Source organism: Serratia sp. LTN-2 (assembly GCF_059740205.1).
On record NZ_JCAXDO010000035.1, the window covers coordinates 1 to 16294 of the forward strand.

Below are 16294 nucleotides of genomic sequence, written 5' to 3' on the forward strand. Positions count from 1 at the left end.
CATTTAACATAATGGGCGTTATCCGAAATCGTCTTTTATAAGTTAAATAAAATCATGTACTTAGCTATTTTACATAACCCGAAACTACCGCAAAAATCCGCTTTGGAAACAAAGCGGATTTTTTTTGAGCAAGTTTGATACTTCTTGCCAATAAAATTGGTTAAATAATGATCAAAAATAGCAATTCCATAGAGTTTGTAAGCCTTTTTTACCCAAAAGAATCCACAATTTCTGCGGATAACCATTGGGATAAATTTTGATTATTTTTTGTACGTTTTGGCTTACAGCGTTTCACGAAATTGTCTGTATCTATCCCCCGATGAAGCTCTTATGATCGATCTATATGGACAGGATGTTCAATGACTTAAAACAACAATAATAATCAGTCAGGCACCATGACCATCAGGTAGTCAGCCCTACCTATGCGCTCCATACCGAAAAATCCCGACATGACGTCGGGATTTTTTATTGCCATTTGCAAAGTCATTCAATCAGATTTAATATATAGACTGTAATCTATATTGTGATTGTAATATGTGGACAGTCATTACAACGGATCTGTTTAATGAATGGCTTGAACAGCAAGATGAAGCAACACAAGAGAAAGTCTTAGCTGCATTGGTTGTTCTACAACAGCAAGGGCCTAGTTTAGGTCGTCCTTTAGTAGATACCGTCTACGATTCTAAATTTACCAATATGAAGGAACTACGTGTTCAGCATCGTGGTAAACCGTTAAGGGCATTTTTTGCATTCGATCCCCTAAGACAAGCGATTGTGCTGTGTATTGGTGATAAGAGTAATAAAAAGCGTTTTTATACAGAGATGCTAGCAATTGCAGATGAGCAATACGCACTTCATCTCTCAACTTTAGGAGATCAATCTAATGGCTAAGAGCTTACAAGAATTATTGGCTAGTCGCTCTCCAGAGAGTCAAGCTCGTATTCAAAAAATGGCTGATGAATTACTTTTAGAAAGTCAGCTTCACCTTATCCGAGAAGAGTTAGAAATTTCCCAGAAAGAACTAGCTGCAACCCTTGGAATTAAACAGCCGTCATTATCAGCAATCGAAAATCGTGGTCATGATCTTAAAATTTCAACGATGAAAAAGTATGTTGAAGCAATGGGTGGAAAACTTCGTATTGATGTAGAGCTTCCAACAGGAAAACACATAGGGTTCAATGTCTAATAATAAACCTTTGAAAAATAGTACTAAATTACTTGTTAACTTAGACAAGTTTATATTTTTAGTCAATGCTGCCGATAGCCTAGAAGAAATTGAAATTATTAGAGATTTATGCTGTGAATATTTTTCACATTGTAAGAGGCCAAGCTATTACATTGATATTTTTGACAATGCTTATTGGATAAAATATTACGAAATAGCTTAATCCTTCTAGATTCACATAAGAGTTTCTATGTTAAATAGGACTAAAAATATACTCTAATTTTAGAGTTTTCTTTTAGGTATGATGTAAAAACATACAAGCCTAAGAGTTTAATTTAAAGGTTAAGAATTGAATAAATTAGTAAATATTTTTATGGCTTTAGGAGTTTGCCTTTCAATGGAAACATTTGCAGAACCTGTTTTTTCTAATGATTTATTAGCGAAAGCAGAAAGTGGAGATACTTCTGCCCAGTTAGAATTAGCTGAGATTTATCTATATGGTCATGGTGTTGATTCAGATGAAAATCAAGCTGAAATTTGGGCTATTAAATCAGCTGAAAATGGAAATGTAGCAGCAATGTTTTGGTTAGCTGATGGATATGTTACCTATGCTAGATTAATAGAGGATGATGACAAAAACGATTCTTTAGAACATTTCCAAAAAGCTTTTAAGTGGTTTCAGAAAGCTTCAGAAAATGGTCATTCTGAATCAATGGTTGAGTTAGCTGACCTATATACTCGCGCAGCTAGCGGAATAGAAGTTAATATTAAGAAAGCTTTAGAACTTCGTGAAAAGGCTGCAAAGTTAGGTAATAAGAAAGCAATGCGAAGTCTTTCCGTTATGTATCGTGATGGTATAGGCATTCCTAAAAATACTGATTTAGCTCAAAGTTGGTGGGATAAGTCTGAAAATTAATTTTAGTAAAAGTTAAGGATTTTTTAAGAGTCTAATAAATGAATAGTGTTCATGAAATTATAGAAAAAATACATAATGAATGGGAGATTGAACCTAAGAAAGCTATTCAGAGAGGTATGGAATGTCCCTTTCCTTTGCAGTGTTCATTAAACCTAAAAAGCAAAATTTACCCACAAATACCCCAAGTACTTTTACCAAAAGTATTAGAGGATTTTTATACAGTATCTAATGGTGCAGATCTATTTAAAGATCAAGAATACGGACAATGGGGCTTAAAATTATATTCTATTGAGGAAGTAATTTTTGCTTCAAAAATTTATAAAAGTAATCGTAATAATGACGCTCTTCAAAGTGACTTAATTATTGGAGAATTCTATGGAGATTCAGACTTATTGTTAGTTCGATGTGATCCTAATAGTGATGATTACGGCTCTATTTTTGTTGTCTTACCTATAGATCAAAGACAAGATTGGTACATTGTTGCTAATACTTTTCAAGAATTCATTAGTAAATTTTATGAAACTCAGGGTGATAAATTCTGGGAACCTTAAAATTATATGGCCGATATAAGCTCTATTTAACTTATGTTCACCTAAAATTTATTTAATTATCACAAAAATAGTATCATTTTTTGAATTTCATATAACGCCCATTATGTTAAATGGGATCTAAAAAGGCTGTATCTGAGTGGAAGAATGTATATATAACGGATGTCCAGGTTCTCCACTTTTATTTAATTTAAGATAATAGAGTTTGTCCGTAAGCAATTGTTTTACAAAAGTTGATCTCGCTTTAAAAACACCATCATTTCCCCAACAAGCAATAAGTTTGTGGGATTCTGCTGCTAATTGCTTTAAGTGGGCATCGTTATCAGGACCAATAGGGTCTTCTTGGGACATCATTTCTTGTGGATCAGTAGCTCTATATGCAAATAGATTAGCCATATAAATGCCACCACCTCCCCAACTTTTAGCAAAATTAATGCATCGTCTTATGGTTCGGTCATCTTGCTGATGGTCTGCAGTTGATGGATTTAAGCCGACAAAGGTAAATATTGGTTTTTCTTTATCCCAAATACGCCAAAGTGAATAACGATATTTGTTACAGTCGGAAATGATTGCCCCTTTTTCTATCACTACATTGTCCTTCTTGATCTATTTCGAATAAGAGATTTTATGTTAAGTATGCTAATTCTAATTAGCTTCAAAAGTTGTTTTTTAACGACTTATGTTTAGCTGATGTTACTTCGCTTTCTGAAACAGCTGGTGTTAAATTTTCAGTCATTAGATAGATCAATGTCGCTTTTGCTAATTTACGTTCCCTAGAGCCTTCTTGATGGTTGAAATAAAGACCATAGTGATCAGGCGCACCAACTTGTTCAATTCTAATTAGATCTTCTGTACGATTTACTTCATTATAAGTTTCTTCCTTATTTAGATATGTGAAGTAAGAAGATGAACCAAATTGAAAGGAAGCAAATATTCGTTCCATAACAATTAAAAGCTGTTGCTCTAAAGATCCAGTTTCTCCATATCTAAACGAAACATGATTATGATCTCTTGGTCTAATATCTAATGATGCTTCTGATACTTCTCCATTTTCAACTTTGGTTGCCCCAACATTTCTCCAAATATTGAAATTGTCATCTGAAGGTATAGTAATCTCTGAATTTAAAATAATATTTGGAGAAATTATAGTCGTACTATCCATGACATTTTTTAGTAAGCAAGTAATGCAATAATTTTATCAAATTCTTTAGAGTTTTTAAAACTGATATTCATGTCGGCAACACCAGAAAACCTTACTAATCCTTTGATTCTATTTATATATGAAAAATCCACACTCTGTTTGTCTGTGAAAGTCAAATTTAGATATCTCTTTGTTGTCCTAATTTGATTAATTTCGCAAGTAAGAAAACCATTTTCACTATTAATACTAATTTTAAATTCCTTAGAATTATAAAAGGCATATAAAGAAGGAATATATCTTAAAAATTCAGCTATAGACTGCATTGATGGTTGTTCATGCTTTATATATAGATCTTCAGACTCTATATAATTTATATAAGCATCATTGAGACCTTTTAGAATTTCATTAATTTTTGGAAATTGATCTAAATTCGAGAATTGCTGATCTAAGACATATTTTAATTGGGCATAAAAATGATGAAAAGATTTAGTATTAGTGTGGTTGTAGTAGTTTTCTAAAAATTCATTCCAACATTCATAATCCATTCTTGAATTATGATATACACTCACATTATGTAAGGTTATATAAGTTTTTGAATCAAAAACTTTACTGTTCCTATTAGCTGAATAGAACTGTTCATTTTTTTTATATAATGTTTTATATTCTACTTCTTCATGTAAATTTTTAAACTTATTAATAAGTTTCTCTAACTTAGCTTTATCTACAGATGAAGATTTTAAATAAGTAGTACTCATATTTTTTCTTTTTTAGTATTTTTTTCACCAAAATGCTCTTGGAGTTGAGAAAGTAAATATATCCCATTATCTTCATCAAGAATCATTGAGGATACAACTTCTTCAACAGCATCTCCATTTTCAGTATCAATGCCCATGACTGTAAAAAAATCTACAATAATTCGATCTTTATCAAGTTTTTGAACCCCAACATTTGTTGTGTAAAAAGCAGGAGCTTTGCGCATGATTTTCATAAAAATACAAAATTAATTAGATATTAAATAGATAATATCAAAAAAATATGTCCATAAGACATAAGTAAATCACTAAATTTTGTTTTTAAATCGTTTTCAATGGTTACTTGCTTAGAAAATATAAAATTTTATGATACCACTTATGAATTGTTGATATTTTCTAAAATTAACATAATACGCCTTATACGAAATGCGTTATAATTATCTATAGAAATCAATGCTGTAGTTTCTAGTTGATAGCTCATCTTCCCCAAGGTGGGCTTTTTTTATGATTTTTCACGTTCCACGCTTAATAAGTGAGCAATGTTTCACGACTTTGTTTAGGTTAATTGAATAATCAGGATGCCTGGTCTTTTTCTTTTTGGCGTTCATTCAGCTCTTTTTTAAGTGCCTTTTTATCTTGGGAGGATGCAATCAGCATGATCGGGATCAGCAGCGGGGCCACAATAATTCCTAGGGCAATGTCTTTCAGTTTCGGCATGATCTCTCTCCCTTAGTCATTATCAAAAACAGCATTCAGCACACGGCCAAATAAGCCACGCTTTTTGTGTTGTGGCACTGCCACATTTTGCAACGTGGCATGCTGTAGCGTTTGGGTGTGGTATGCCGTAGTTTCTTGCTGTGGCACTGCCACATTTTCTGCAATATTGAATTCATTATTCTTTTTATTATCATTGTCTTGTTGTGTTGTCGCATGCTGTGGCATGTCGGTGTCGCATGCCGTAGCATCTTGTTGTGGTAATGCTGTGGCAGGTGCAACACTTTTCAGCTCAATGAGTGTTTGCATACGGTCAATTTGTTGCATTAACCGTTCTTCACGTTCTTGGTATTTTTTGACTTCATTTTCTAAATGGGCAATAAGTTTTTTTGTAGATTCATCACCTTCTTGCTTAGATGATTCAATTTTTTGAGATGTTTGCTCAGGTTCTCCAAAGCATCGGATGACCTCTGCTAGATCGAATTGTCCATCACTGGAGCGTGATAAACGTCCATTACGTACAGCTCTGTAAATGGTTGATCTATCCACATGAAATTTTTTAGATACTTCACTTAGTGATAACTTAGCCATTTACGGTGTCCTTTTTATTTGATGGCATGTATCCCACTTTTTTTAGGTATGGGGATAGTTCTTTGATTTTTTCAGGGTCTTGTAGCATCTCAGCAATACGAACAGCAAATTGAGGATAGCTTTCAGTTCCTTGTGAATAGCGACCCATTTCAGGGAGTTCTGAAAGTTTGTTTGCAAACATATGCCGTTGAGCATCGGTCATCTTTGAAAAAAGGTCTAAGGTATTTGGATCTCTTTCTATTGATGGATTATCCTTTTTCTTCTGTTTAAACGTAAAAGAAAAACCTGAAATTGATCGACCTCTTTTGTGTTGTTCATACTTCACTGTGATATCTGTATGTTCGTTAATTTGTTTAATAGCGAGCTCAAGTACACTAGTTTTAAAGCGTTCCATACGCTTGTACTCAGTATCGAGTACGCCAATTCTTTGACGGAAATCACTTAGCTCTATAATTGGAGTAGAGCCCGTACTTCTCCAAGCAATTAATAACTCATATAAACGAACAGCATAAGCACTACTGAGATTACTAACTTGCTGCAATTCGTATTTAGTAAAATGCTCTTCTAAGCGCGTAATTAATGGAACTATGGCAGGGGCAAAAATAAGCTTAACCACTGCTTCATTATCTACATATCCAATTTCACTAACCCAACGGGATCTATAGTTCTCAATATTCCCTCTTTCATTTATTTTTTGATAACTAAATTGTCTAGCGAATAAATCATTACAGGCATCTTTTAATGCTTGATAGGCAGTATTGCGATGTACACCAAATTGATTGATATAGCCTTCGGCATGTACTTCAAGGGGATCATTAGCATTAATCCCTTTCCCACTTTCCCTTGCTTCAACAATAGCCAATAAAATTAAACGTTGTTCTACTAAATCTAAGTTATAGCTTGCATTGATTAAGGCATTGTCTTTTACCACTAATTCTCTCATGAAGCACCAGTATTAATTATTATGCTATGACACAATAATTAATTTTAGTGCTATAAGCAAGGTAAACGGTGTCATATTGCAAGGTAAACGGTGTCATATTGCAAGGTAAACGGTGTCATATTGCAAGGTAAACGGTGTCATATAGGTTTTGAATCCCTTGTAAATAAAGGGTTTCAGCATGTTTAAAAGCATTTAAAAACTTTAAAAATAATTAAAAGCCCAGGCAAAGAAAAATTGCCCTTGGTTTTCGCTGCGCTCAAACTCTATTGAATCTCGCTATCGCTCGATTCGAGGGGCAATTTTTTGGTTCTTTTTGTTGTGAATTTTAAAAAAAGCAAAGGCAAGAGCAAAAGCACTCGGAATTCGCTTCGCTCATAAAACTTTTTTACTCGCTACGCTCGATCTAGGCTCCATTTTCTGCATGTGATTTACGCTTATTTAGGCTTCACAGCCTAAAAAGCTGTTTTTCAGAAAGTCTAGGCGCGAATTTTGGTGATGTCGCTCGTAGACACTCGCTTGGTTTATGTCTTCTTAGTGGCTTATTAGTGTTGTGTCATTTGCTTCTATTTGAGTTTAGAGAGACTTTTTTGTTTTTAGGTGGATTCTATGTTTAAGTTTGAGATCGCCTCTCTATGGTGAAAATAGAGCGTTTAAATGAGATATTTTTTTATTTGCCTAATTTTTCTGTTTGATGAATAAATCGAAAGATCCTTTTATTTAAAATATTCAGGCGGTAATATGCTACATTGTATCTCAATTGAGTCACATAATGTTTAGGTGAAGATATGACTTCTCAAACCTCAATGCTACACGTTCGAATTGATGATGAAACAAAGTTACAGGCACAGCAGGCTTTGAAATCAATGGGGATGTCTGTTTCTGATGCTGTACGGATCTTTTTAACTCGTGTCGTGGCTGAACAGGCTATTCCATTCGATGTACGTGTACCCAATACCACAACTGTAGCTGCTATGAATGAAGCTGATGCACTTATTCAAGCAAAGAAAGCCCGTTTTGAAACTGTAGAAGACTTGTTTAATGACCTCGAAAAAAACAGCTAAAGATAAACGGGCCGTTTTACCTCGATCATCGGACTATACCAAAGAGTTTTTAGCAGACTGGCAAAGGCTTTCTCGTAGTGGTCGTTATGACATGGCGAAGCTTAAACAGGTCATGATGCTGATTATTACCAATGATGAGCCTTTAGGTGCTGAATGGGTTGATCATGCGCTCAGTGGTAACCAATGGAAAAACTGCCGTGAACTTCATGTCGGTGGTGATTTTCTGCTGATTTATCGCATCGAGCCACTCTCTAAGTTTGAGATGGTGGTTTTTGTGCGTACTGGAACGCATAGCGAGTTATTTAAGTAAGCACCAAACAAAGAGGATCTGTATTTATGAATGAAGCAGAAAAAGAACGATTAAAAGAGATTTTTAGAAGTTCAAAGGGAATCGTAGATCATGAATTTTCCCAAGAGATTATTGATGCTTGCCAACCTTATGAAGATGCAAGGCATCAGCGTATTTTGAACGGTGAAACGACTTTGGAGCAGGAAGAAGCAGCTTTAATGGCTGAATGGAGACGATTGAACCCTAAATAAGCCTGTAAGAGCTTAAATGGTATTTATTTTGGTGTTTTTTTATCAAAAAAAAGCAAATTTCATCAAATTAAAGCAAATGGTTTTATCAAAAAAACGCAACTAAAAGCAAAAATCAGCAAATAAGATCAAATTAAGGCAAATCCTAGTGTTTGGTATGTAGCAAATAAAGGCAAATATACGCAAACTAGAATTTGTACGATGAGGCAAGATGTGTAATGTAATAGTACACGCAAGGTGAACGACTACATTACCGACAACAATTCGTTATTGCTCAATGTTGATCTTGTCCTATGGAATTTCTTTGTTAAAGCTTTTGGATAAAAGCTATTTTTGAAGCTTAGATATTTAAAATTGCTAAATTTCTGCTAAATATTTGCCTAACTTTTGCATAAGATTTGCATAAGATTTGCATAATAAATGCCTAATTTTTGCTAAATATGATTAGTTGACGCTCTCAAAATTCAAATTTCATTGAATTTTGTGGGTTTTATTATTTTTTAGGTCACTTGAATTGATCAAAAATCGCCATCTTTTTGATACACACCATACGCACCTTATTAGGATGCAGTGAAACCCTTATCTGATAAGGGTTTCACTGTTTTTATCTATATTAGAGGCTTGCCACATTGATACACATTTTTTAATAAAATATATTAAAAACAAATCCTTAGTGTATTTTAGTCACAGATTGCCACTAACTAAAAACAGTCATGCTTCGCATAAGAGACTTTATGTTAAATCTATGATCAAAAGGGCCATAAATAGTTCGTTACTAAAAAGCGTCTATAAAATTATGTAGAAAAGATGAAAGTGCATAATTACAATGCACGTTTAATCTTTTCAACAAATACACAATGTATTTTTTCCCAATTGATGCCATTTATCTTTTTTTACTACTCATTTCGTGTATCGGGCTTACTGTTGTTTTTTTAAAAAAAGTTCACTTCTTACCAACAGAAGTGATTCACCGCTCTTCACCGCTCGATGGTTTGCGTGGGATTCTTGCTCTTTCAGTACTTGCTCATCATTTTTATATTACCTATGTATGGAAGACTGCTGGAGAATGGAAAAAGCCTGAATTTGTTTTAATTGATAATTTCGGGGGTACAGCAGTTTCTCTCTTTTTTTTAATTACGGGCTATCTTTTTATCAACAAAATGATGAAAGTGGATATTAGTTGGAAACAAGTTTACTTATCTCGGGTAAAGCGGATTTACCCTCTTTATATTGCGACATTTTTCTTCATTCTTGCGATTACAGTATCTAATGTTCCGATTAGTAGTACGAATATTGGTGCATTCCTAAAATGGGTAAGTGCTTGGCTTCTTTTTAAAGGTGGAAGTTTTGAAGGGTTTGAAAGTGGGCTTGTCATTGCTGGTGTAGCTTGGACTTTGATGTATGAATGGAAATTCTATTTCAGCCTTCCAATCATCTACTGTATTTACCATAAGAAGATTCCCTTAGCCTTATCACTAGTTATTATTGCAGCACTTCTTTTCTATATTTTTAAGGAAAAGTCTCACTACTACTACGCTCTATTTATTCTTTCTATTCCTGCAATCAAGTTTAAGGAGTATTTAAAAAACTTTATGCTTGAATCTCCTAAAGCGACGAATGTGATTGTAATCGGACTTAGTGTGCTTTCTTTATTTTTTACTGAACCATATACTTTTTCGCAAATGATCCCTTTAGCGGTAATTTTTGCATTCATTGCAAATGGTTATAATTTCTTCGGTATGCTCTATAACAATGGTCTTCGAATACTCGGTGAAGTAAGTTACAGTATTTATCTTATTCATGGCGCAGTATTGTACTTTTTCTTTTCTGTTTTGAATATTATAGATTTTAACACTACATCTTTATACTCCTACTATCTTTCATTCCCTATCGTTTTTAGTGTGGTAGTACTGCTATCTCTTTTTACTTACAAGTTTATTGAAAGTCCCTTTTTAAGAAAAAAGGCTCCTATATCCAAAAGAGATCCTGAATTAATTGCAAATAAATAAAATCGCTATTTCGAGCGGTTCTCTTATAGTGAACTGTATCGGGTTTATCAGAGGCTTTTGGTTTTTCAAAGGTATCTACTTATAGCCTGTATGTAGTTTTTCTAAAATTAACATAATACGAATTATGCTAATTAAGTTTTAAACAATAAAAAACCCCGACATCCTGTCGGGGTTTTTCGTATTTGGTACTAGGGGCAACTCCTGTTATCCCTCGCGTCCTGTCGCTGATCTTATTGTTGTTATGTGGAACATCCTGTTCTCGATGAAGCCATAATATGCAATCTGATGGTGTCTGCCTATTGGTGATTTTCTTGAATGCCTGTACGCCAGAACGTACATGGAGATATCCTCAAATTATCCCAAGAATTGTCCGCAGGAAATGGGGATATTTTCAGAAATGAGAGCCTTTAGAAATCAGGAAAAACCGCAATTTTGAGTATTTTTTAACCAATTTTATTGGCTAAAAGTGACAAAACTGCTTAAAAAGCAGCCGACTTGTTTCGGAGTCGGCTTTTTACCTATTTTTTAGTCATGACTAATTTTTTAAATATTTGAAAAACAATAACTTTTTATAAATGATTTCGCATAATCGCCATTATGTTAAATGGAATGTTTATGAGAAATTAATAGTCTATTTTTGTTTGAGATTGAAGTATATTTAAAAAAGTTAAGTTGTTTTTTTAAATGCATAACTTCATCTTTTAGTTTTTTGATTTGTTGCTCTCTTTCGTCCTGTATAGGGTAAGTAAGTTCACCAAATTTTCTAACTAACTGACTGTATTCAATCAATTTATTGTAGTCAAGTTCGAAATCTCCGCTTTTTATATATTTAAGTATAGTCGAGCGAGGTTTTTTATACGCTATAGCAGCATCACTGATCGAAAATTTTTTTAAAAAATGATGATTTTTACCTAGCATACTATTTCACTTAAGGCATTATTAATTTCGTATATATATGTTAATAAAATTAACACATACAAGATATAAATCTTTAATCATTATTGGTTAATAATCGAACGTTTACTTTACACATGCCCTACTCTGATAATTTTTCTATTATTAAATCAATATGCTTTTAAAAATTTATATTATTAACATAATACACCTTATACGAAGCCCAGGTTAATCCTGGGCTTTTTGTTGAATCTGATCATTGGTAGCAAACAGATCAGGATTGGTAATTTTGATGTTTTCCTGACAACTCCTGCAAAGCATCAGCCCAGCAAAAAGTTGTACATGTTCCGTTGATTCACAGAAGGCACATGGCTTAGGAAAAGAGATGATATTGGCTGAATTGACTAATTCTGTTGACATAAGAAGTAACCTTGGATTGTACATATTTATTTTTAATAAATTTCAATACTTTATACCTAATTTAGCCACTAAAATTTGTACATTATTGTATAATCCATGTGTACATATTATTTTTTATAATTTTCATTCACTTAGACCCAAAATAGTATTTATTTTTGTACAACACCATGTACAGAACAATAATCATATAAATCAAATTTTTAGCATAAAAAAGTCCATTAATTTTGTACACAATTCTGAAACTTAAAAATCTAAACTTTCATCAATTTTTTTCATAATTTCAATAAATTAACCTTAATTTTAAGATATATTCTGAAAGTTGGTTTGAAAGTTGTTTTTACATTATATTTCAATACTTTAAATCAAAAAATTGGATATTTTTTGAAAAACTCAATGAAAGTTTATTTTTTATTTAAAAACAACTAGTTATATTAGTTTTTATCCATTTTTTTGAAACAGTTTCTATATGATAAAAAAACCTATAAAAACCATATCTAGCAAAGGTTTGAGGGTTATCATCTTTAGATGCGTGGTGTGTGACAAAAAAATCCCGGCATGTGCCGGATCCTTGATTAGAAAATTGGCTAAAGTGACGTAGGACTGGTGCTTGGTTTTATATAGAAAAAAGTATTTATTTCTTGGTTTAGAAAAACGTAAAAAAATCATTTTTTGTCCGTTCATCCAAATTAAAAATTTCAAACTAAAATTTTAATTATGGAAATTTTCACAGAAAGCATTCAAATGCGATTTAAGAGCCTTTAAGTAAAAAACATAGGTCTTATAGTGAAAAACAGAAAACAGCTCAAAAAACGCAAATGAGCGCGAAATAAAGAGGGATTTTGATTCTAGATAGATTCATAGAGCGAGTGTCTACGAGCGAACTTATAAAATTTGCCTCTCAGCCTTCCTGAAAAACAGTTTTTGGGGCTTTTTAGCCTAAGAAAGCGTAAGTTTTATGCAGAAATTTGTTTCTAGACCGAGCGTAGCGAGTAAAAAAGTTTTATGAGCGAAGCGAATTCCGAGTTGTTTTTGCTTTTTCTTAAAATCACGTAAGTATTAACCAAAAAATTGCCCCGACGAACTGAGCGAAAGCGAAGTTCAATAGAGTTTGAGCGAAGCGAAAACCAAGGGCAATTTTTCTTTACCTAGGCTTTTAATTATTTTTAATCTTTTAAATGCTTTTAAGTAAGCTGTAACCCTTTATTCATAATAGTTTTAGAGTTAATAAACCTAGGTTTATCGACCCATAAAACTAGGTTTATCGACCCATAAAACTAGGTTTATCGACCCATAAAACTAGGTTTATCGACCTTAAAACTAGGTTTATCGACCCCAAATTAAGTCGATTTACAATTCAATTAAAATAGTCTATTGTACAACCTAGTTTAATTATAAATTTATTATTAGAAATGAGTGAATTAATCGTAAAGGATAATGCTTTAATTCAAGCTAGCTATACCCTAGATACAGTTGAACAAAGGCTGATCCTATTAGCCATTGCTGAAGCTCGGGAAACAGGGCACGGGATAACTGAAAATAGCCTTTTAGAAGTACATGCAAGTAGTTATATCAATACCTTTAATGTCGAGAAACACACTGCTTATACCGTGCTTAGGGATGCATCTAAAAGCTTGTTTGATCGCTATGTCACGTATCATGACATTAATCCTAAGACTGGTAAGGATCGTAGCTTTCACTGTCGTTGGGTCGATAAAATTGGATATGAACCTCAATCCGGGATCGTTTTCCTACGTTTCACGCAAGACATTGTTCCACTCATAACTCGACTGGAAGAAAACTTTACTAAATATGAATTGGAGCAGGTTTCGAGATTAACTAGCTCTTATGCTATTCGGTTATACGAGTTATTAATTCAATGGAGATCTGCTGGTAAAACGCCAATTTTTGATCTATCGATCTTTAGACAACAACTTGGTGTCGAAGCTCATCAATACAAAACAATGAGTAATTTTAAAACGTATGTTTTAGATTTTGCCCTCAAGCAAGTAAATGAGTTAACCGATGTAAAGGCTAAATATGAACAACATAAAAAAGGACGTTCAATTTCCGGTTTTTCTTTCAGTTTTAAGCAGAAAAAAACCAACTCTGACAAAGTAATTAAGGGAACGGATACATTAGCCCTTTTCACCAAAATGAGTGATAAACAACGTCATCTCTTTGCCAACAAACTTTCTGAATTACCTGAGATGGGGCAATATTCAGAAGGCACCGAAAGTTTCCAACAATTTGCTATACGCATTGCAGAAATGCTCCAAGATTATCAAAAATTCCAAGAATTATTTCCTTATCTTCAAAAAGTTGGCTATCAAGCTGCCTAAAATTTATGCTTGATCATTTGTCTATTAGGCAGTCTAATAGACAACAACTTTTGACAGGTTTAGACATAGATTTACAACATGAAAAGCCTTACAGTTCTTGAGCTTTCTAAGCTTTACAATATCAATAGACAAACGATTTACAACAACATAAAGAAAGGAATTTTAAGTAAAAATTCTGATAATAAAATTGATCTAGCCGAGGCTATCCGTGTTTTTGGTGAACCTTCAAAAAAACAGGATGTAAAAGAATCTGTAAAAATAGACAGTCCAATATCGACAGAAGTTTTACTACTTAGACAACAGATAAACATGCTGCAAAATCAGCTTGATGATGCAAAAGAGCGTGAATCCTTTTATCAAAATCAAATTGAGACAATGCAACGTCTACTGGAAGCACCTAAACCTGAGATCCAAGAGCCTAGTGAACCCGAACTCCCTCAATCAGCTCCCATTGTAGAAATGAAGGAGCAGGTGATAGTTGTTCCACCTAAAGATGACGGATTGACTACTCCAGAGAATAAGCGCATTCCTGTTCCAGAGCATGTTGAACCAGAGCCTAAAAAGCGTGGCTTCTGGAGTCGTTTTTTTCTTCCATATGGTTAACTTAGGCTAAATAAAACCGTGGAACATTGCTCAATAAATAAGCGTGGAACGTGTAAAATCATAAAAAAAACCCACCTTGGGGAAGATGGGCTATAAACTAGAAACTACAGCATTGATTTCTATAGATAATTATAACGCATTTCGTATAAGGTGTATTATGTTAATTTTAGGAAAACTAAAAGCTGATTAAACACATTATTTTACTAAGTTGCATACAGCATTTTTCGTGGTTTGTAACATCAGAATAAAATCGGTAGATGACCCTCCAGAGCCCGTACTCATGGAATAAATAGCATAAGTAGGCTTTTTATTACTTGATGTTAACAAATATACTTTTTGAAAATTTGATCCACTACCGAAGCTATCTTGGCAAATCATTTTACTATTTACGCCAACACGCTTTAGAGATTGTATCGGATTGAAAGCACAATTCTGATATTCACTACCAAAACACTGAGATGAATCAATAATATCGATATCTGGTAAATTAGGATGAAATTGAATCTCTGTTACCCCAAATTTAGCCATACCACCTTTATAGATAACCGACCAAGGTAATTCATATTTTCTATCCTGTAGATAAGTAGTCTGTACCCCTAAGACATTAGATCGAAATACACCTTTTCGTACAGTCTCAACAGATCCATCATTAAATCTTTGTTCAAAATAAGGCTTATGAAGCCAAATTATAGACTGGTCATTTGATTTATAATCCCAGTCAATTCGAGATACATTTGAGTCAGGTAAAAAATTTTTAATCACATACCCAATTTCTTGCATTTTTAATTTTTCTAAACCCGTATGACTCATGGGTAATTTCTCTAAAGCAAATATTGAATTTGAAAAAAGAAAGGTTCCTAGAAATAAGTATGATTTATGCATTTTCAACCTAAATAATAAAAAAGTAGAGTTATAAGTCTATAGATTAGCTTTTATACTATTTTTACGTGCTTCTTCAATCAGTTTTTCTTCATACTCTTTCCCTTTTTCATACATATTGGCAAGGGTACAAAGTTCTTTCCTACTAATTTTTTTATCAGATCCATATAGTGCCAAGGCATTAGAAATAGGTGGGATTTCATTAAATTTCGACATAACTCCATCTAATAAATTATAACCTTCAAAATCAATTTCTTTATCAAAATTCTTTAGACCTATTTGGAGCTCATCATAATTCAAATCAAGAAATTGGCTATAACAATTACCTTGAATTAAAGTAACTTTGTCTGGAATTGTCGGATCTTCATCAGGAGAAATAGGTAGATCTTTTTCAATTAAACCTTGACGATATAAATTTAAATAATAGTTTTTAAGCTCTGGATATGAATCAATGTTATCTGGTATTAATTCTTTATAAGCAGAATTAACTAGTCTTTCTTCCTTTTTACTCTTTTGTATTAAATACAGAACTGTCCCTCCTACGATTAAAGCTAATAAAGCTAAAATGGATACTATCCATGTAGTTACTTTCTTCCACGTCTTCACAAGAAACACCAAATTTTAATAGAAAACTAAATATATCAATAAAATAGAATTTTTTTAGATTTTAGATCGCTAATATATAAATCTTCACCCTATTGGCTTCATTTAACATAATGGGCGTTATCCGAAATCGTCTTTTATAAGTTAAATAAAATCATGTACTTAGCTATTTTACATAA

Annotated in this window: 21 protein-coding genes; 10 read left to right on the forward strand and 11 right to left on the reverse strand. The window is 33.1% G+C overall.

The annotated features are described in order from the left end of the window. Window positions 1–534 precede the first annotated feature (534 nt). From AC6BYQ_RS27345 to AC6BYQ_RS27360, 4 genes are all read left to right on the forward strand, one after another. Window positions 535–891: a type II toxin-antitoxin system RelE/ParE family toxin gene (locus tag AC6BYQ_RS27345; protein ID WP_000269904.1), complete on the forward strand. Its 357-nt coding sequence runs from the start codon at window positions 535–537 to the stop codon at window positions 889–891. Beyond that, complete coding sequence (locus tag AC6BYQ_RS27350) at window positions 884–1186, forward strand: helix-turn-helix domain-containing protein (RefSeq protein WP_001129974.1); 303 nt, start codon at window positions 884–886, stop codon at window positions 1184–1186. Before AC6BYQ_RS27345 ends, AC6BYQ_RS27350 begins: the two co-directional genes overlap by 8 nt. A gap of 328 nt (window positions 1187–1514) precedes the next feature. Beyond that, the gene (locus AC6BYQ_RS27355; protein WP_498057839.1) at window positions 1515–2081 is read left to right on the forward strand and encodes a tetratricopeptide repeat protein; all 567 of its coding nucleotides are present in this window, start codon (window positions 1515–1517) and stop codon (window positions 2079–2081) included. A gap of 38 nt (window positions 2082–2119) precedes the next feature. Beyond that, window positions 2120–2632 carry an SMI1/KNR4 family protein gene (locus AC6BYQ_RS27360; RefSeq protein ID WP_001089572.1) on the forward strand — a complete coding sequence of 171 codons (513 nt, stop codon included), beginning with the start codon at window positions 2120–2122 and terminating at the stop codon, window positions 2630–2632. A gap of 117 nt (window positions 2633–2749) precedes the next feature. Here the strand turns inward: AC6BYQ_RS27360 and AC6BYQ_RS27365 are convergent, their stop codons facing one another. The 7 genes from AC6BYQ_RS27365 to repM (AC6BYQ_RS27395) form a co-directional block, all read right to left on the reverse strand. Beyond that, window positions 2750–3217, reverse strand: a complete 468-nt coding sequence (locus tag AC6BYQ_RS27365) for a DUF1643 domain-containing protein (RefSeq protein ID WP_079393076.1) — start codon at window positions 3215–3217, stop codon at window positions 2750–2752. A gap of 67 nt (window positions 3218–3284) precedes the next feature. Beyond that, the gene (locus tag AC6BYQ_RS27370) at window positions 3285–3791 is read right to left on the reverse strand and encodes a hypothetical protein (protein ID WP_498057840.1); all 507 of its coding nucleotides are present in this window, start codon (window positions 3789–3791) and stop codon (window positions 3285–3287) included. An 8-nt stretch (window positions 3792–3799) separates the two neighbouring features. Continuing rightward, complete coding sequence (locus AC6BYQ_RS27375) at window positions 3800–4525, reverse strand: hypothetical protein (protein ID WP_498057841.1); 726 nt, start codon at window positions 4523–4525, stop codon at window positions 3800–3802. Further along, entirely contained in the window at window positions 4522–4749 is a 228-nt protein-coding gene (locus tag AC6BYQ_RS27380) for a hypothetical protein (protein WP_498057842.1), read from the reverse strand. Before AC6BYQ_RS27380 ends, AC6BYQ_RS27375 begins: the two co-directional genes overlap by 4 nt. Window positions 4750–5095: 346 nt before the next feature. Beyond that, window positions 5096–5239 carry a hypothetical protein gene (locus tag AC6BYQ_RS27385; RefSeq protein WP_171249536.1) on the reverse strand — a complete coding sequence of 48 codons (144 nt, stop codon included), beginning with the start codon at window positions 5237–5239 and terminating at the stop codon, window positions 5096–5098. A gap of 12 nt (window positions 5240–5251) precedes the next feature. Then, window positions 5252–5827, reverse strand: coding sequence for a plasmid replication DNA-binding protein (locus tag AC6BYQ_RS27390; RefSeq protein WP_046128056.1), 576 nt, complete (start codon window positions 5825–5827; stop codon window positions 5252–5254). Then, a complete protein-coding gene (repM, locus tag AC6BYQ_RS27395; protein ID WP_046128057.1) occupies window positions 5820–6770 on the reverse strand; it encodes a replication initiation protein RepM in 951 nt (316 codons plus the stop codon). The genes AC6BYQ_RS27390 and repM (AC6BYQ_RS27395) overlap by 8 nt, the downstream gene beginning before the upstream one ends. Before the next feature lie 785 nt (window positions 6771–7555). Between repM (AC6BYQ_RS27395) and AC6BYQ_RS27400 the strand changes: the two genes are divergently transcribed. The 4 genes from AC6BYQ_RS27400 (at window position 7556) to AC6BYQ_RS27415 (ending at window position 10377) form a co-directional block, all read left to right on the forward strand. Then, complete coding sequence (locus tag AC6BYQ_RS27400; protein WP_004676369.1) at window positions 7556–7831, forward strand: type II toxin-antitoxin system RelB/DinJ family antitoxin; 276 nt, start codon at window positions 7556–7558, stop codon at window positions 7829–7831. Continuing rightward, complete coding sequence (locus tag AC6BYQ_RS27405) at window positions 7809–8141, forward strand: type II toxin-antitoxin system YafQ family toxin (RefSeq protein WP_046128054.1); 333 nt, start codon at window positions 7809–7811, stop codon at window positions 8139–8141. The genes AC6BYQ_RS27400 and AC6BYQ_RS27405 overlap by 23 nt, the downstream gene beginning before the upstream one ends. A 26-nt stretch (window positions 8142–8167) precedes the next feature. Next, complete coding sequence (locus AC6BYQ_RS27410; protein ID WP_046128055.1) at window positions 8168–8371, forward strand: hypothetical protein; 204 nt, start codon at window positions 8168–8170, stop codon at window positions 8369–8371. An 854-nt stretch (window positions 8372–9225) separates the two neighbouring features. After that, window positions 9226–10377 carry an acyltransferase family protein gene (locus AC6BYQ_RS27415; RefSeq protein WP_017725648.1) on the forward strand — a complete coding sequence of 384 codons (1152 nt, stop codon included), beginning with the start codon at window positions 9226–9228 and terminating at the stop codon, window positions 10375–10377. A gap of 600 nt (window positions 10378–10977) precedes the next feature. Here the strand turns inward: AC6BYQ_RS27415 and AC6BYQ_RS27420 are convergent. Further along, a complete protein-coding gene (locus AC6BYQ_RS27420; RefSeq protein ID WP_000900860.1) occupies window positions 10978–11295 on the reverse strand; it encodes a hypothetical protein in 318 nt (105 codons plus the stop codon). A 204-nt stretch (window positions 11296–11499) separates the two neighbouring features. Next, window positions 11500–11691 carry a hypothetical protein gene (locus tag AC6BYQ_RS27425; protein ID WP_000102616.1) on the reverse strand — a complete coding sequence of 64 codons (192 nt, stop codon included), beginning with the start codon at window positions 11689–11691 and terminating at the stop codon, window positions 11500–11502. A gap of 1409 nt (window positions 11692–13100) precedes the next feature. Between AC6BYQ_RS27425 and repM (AC6BYQ_RS27430) the strand changes: the two genes are divergently transcribed. Together repM (AC6BYQ_RS27430) and AC6BYQ_RS27435 are read left to right on the forward strand one after the other, a co-directional pair. Next, window positions 13101–14030 carry a replication initiation protein RepM gene (gene repM, locus AC6BYQ_RS27430; RefSeq protein ID WP_005133531.1) on the forward strand — a complete coding sequence of 310 codons (930 nt, stop codon included), beginning with the start codon at window positions 13101–13103 and terminating at the stop codon, window positions 14028–14030. A 78-nt stretch (window positions 14031–14108) separates the two neighbouring features. Continuing rightward, window positions 14109–14633 carry a plasmid replication DNA-binding protein gene (locus AC6BYQ_RS27435; RefSeq protein WP_005127114.1) on the forward strand — a complete coding sequence of 175 codons (525 nt, stop codon included), beginning with the start codon at window positions 14109–14111 and terminating at the stop codon, window positions 14631–14633. A gap of 195 nt (window positions 14634–14828) precedes the next feature. Here the strand turns inward: AC6BYQ_RS27435 and AC6BYQ_RS27440 are convergent, their stop codons facing one another. Together AC6BYQ_RS27440 and AC6BYQ_RS27445 are read right to left on the reverse strand one after the other, a co-directional pair. Beyond that, window positions 14829–15443 carry a hypothetical protein gene (locus AC6BYQ_RS27440; protein ID WP_081318675.1) on the reverse strand — a complete coding sequence of 205 codons (615 nt, stop codon included), beginning with the start codon at window positions 15441–15443 and terminating at the stop codon, window positions 14829–14831. Between the two features lie 108 nt (window positions 15444–15551). Further along, complete coding sequence (locus AC6BYQ_RS27445) at window positions 15552–16118, reverse strand: hypothetical protein (RefSeq protein ID WP_042783562.1); 567 nt, start codon at window positions 16116–16118, stop codon at window positions 15552–15554. Window positions 16119–16294 lie beyond the last annotated feature (176 nt).

Bases quoted from the DNA above. Each gene is read 5' to 3' on its own strand.
- AC6BYQ_RS27345 (WP_000269904.1), top strand. From the start codon at position 535: ATGTGGACAGTCATTACAACGGATCTGTTTAATGAATGGCTTGAACAG.
- AC6BYQ_RS27375 (WP_498057841.1), bottom strand. From the start codon at position 4,525: ATGAGTACTACTTATTTAAAATCTTCATCTGTAGATAAAGCTAAGTTA.
- AC6BYQ_RS27390 (WP_046128056.1), bottom strand. From the start codon at position 5,827: ATGGCTAAGTTATCACTAAGTGAAGTATCTAAAAAATTTCATGTGGAT.
- AC6BYQ_RS27435 (WP_005127114.1), top strand. From the start codon at position 14,109: ATGAAAAGCCTTACAGTTCTTGAGCTTTCTAAGCTTTACAATATCAAT.
- repM (WP_046128057.1), bottom strand. From the start codon at position 6,770: ATGAGAGAATTAGTGGTAAAAGACAATGCCTTAATCAATGCAAGCTAT.
- AC6BYQ_RS27420 (WP_000900860.1), bottom strand. From the start codon at position 11,295: ATGCTAGGTAAAAATCATCATTTTTTAAAAAAATTTTCGATCAGTGAT.
- AC6BYQ_RS27415 (WP_017725648.1), top strand. From the start codon at position 9,226: ATGTATTTTTTCCCAATTGATGCCATTTATCTTTTTTTACTACTCATT.
- AC6BYQ_RS27360 (WP_001089572.1), top strand. From the start codon at position 2,120: ATGAATAGTGTTCATGAAATTATAGAAAAAATACATAATGAATGGGAG.
- AC6BYQ_RS27400 (WP_004676369.1), top strand. From the start codon at position 7,556: ATGACTTCTCAAACCTCAATGCTACACGTTCGAATTGATGATGAAACA.
- AC6BYQ_RS27410 (WP_046128055.1), top strand. From the start codon at position 8,168: ATGAATGAAGCAGAAAAAGAACGATTAAAAGAGATTTTTAGAAGTTCA.
- AC6BYQ_RS27405 (WP_046128054.1), top strand. From the start codon at position 7,809: ATGACCTCGAAAAAAACAGCTAAAGATAAACGGGCCGTTTTACCTCGA.
- AC6BYQ_RS27350 (WP_001129974.1), top strand. From the start codon at position 884: ATGGCTAAGAGCTTACAAGAATTATTGGCTAGTCGCTCTCCAGAGAGT.
- repM (WP_005133531.1), top strand. From the start codon at position 13,101: ATGAGTGAATTAATCGTAAAGGATAATGCTTTAATTCAAGCTAGCTAT.
- AC6BYQ_RS27370 (WP_498057840.1), bottom strand. From the start codon at position 3,791: ATGGATAGTACGACTATAATTTCTCCAAATATTATTTTAAATTCAGAG.
- AC6BYQ_RS27380 (WP_498057842.1), bottom strand. From the start codon at position 4,749: ATGCGCAAAGCTCCTGCTTTTTACACAACAAATGTTGGGGTTCAAAAA.
- AC6BYQ_RS27440 (WP_081318675.1), bottom strand. From the start codon at position 15,443: ATGAGTCATACGGGTTTAGAAAAATTAAAAATGCAAGAAATTGGGTAT.
- AC6BYQ_RS27425 (WP_000102616.1), bottom strand. From the start codon at position 11,691: ATGTCAACAGAATTAGTCAATTCAGCCAATATCATCTCTTTTCCTAAG.
- AC6BYQ_RS27385 (WP_171249536.1), bottom strand. From the start codon at position 5,239: ATGCCGAAACTGAAAGACATTGCCCTAGGAATTATTGTGGCCCCGCTG.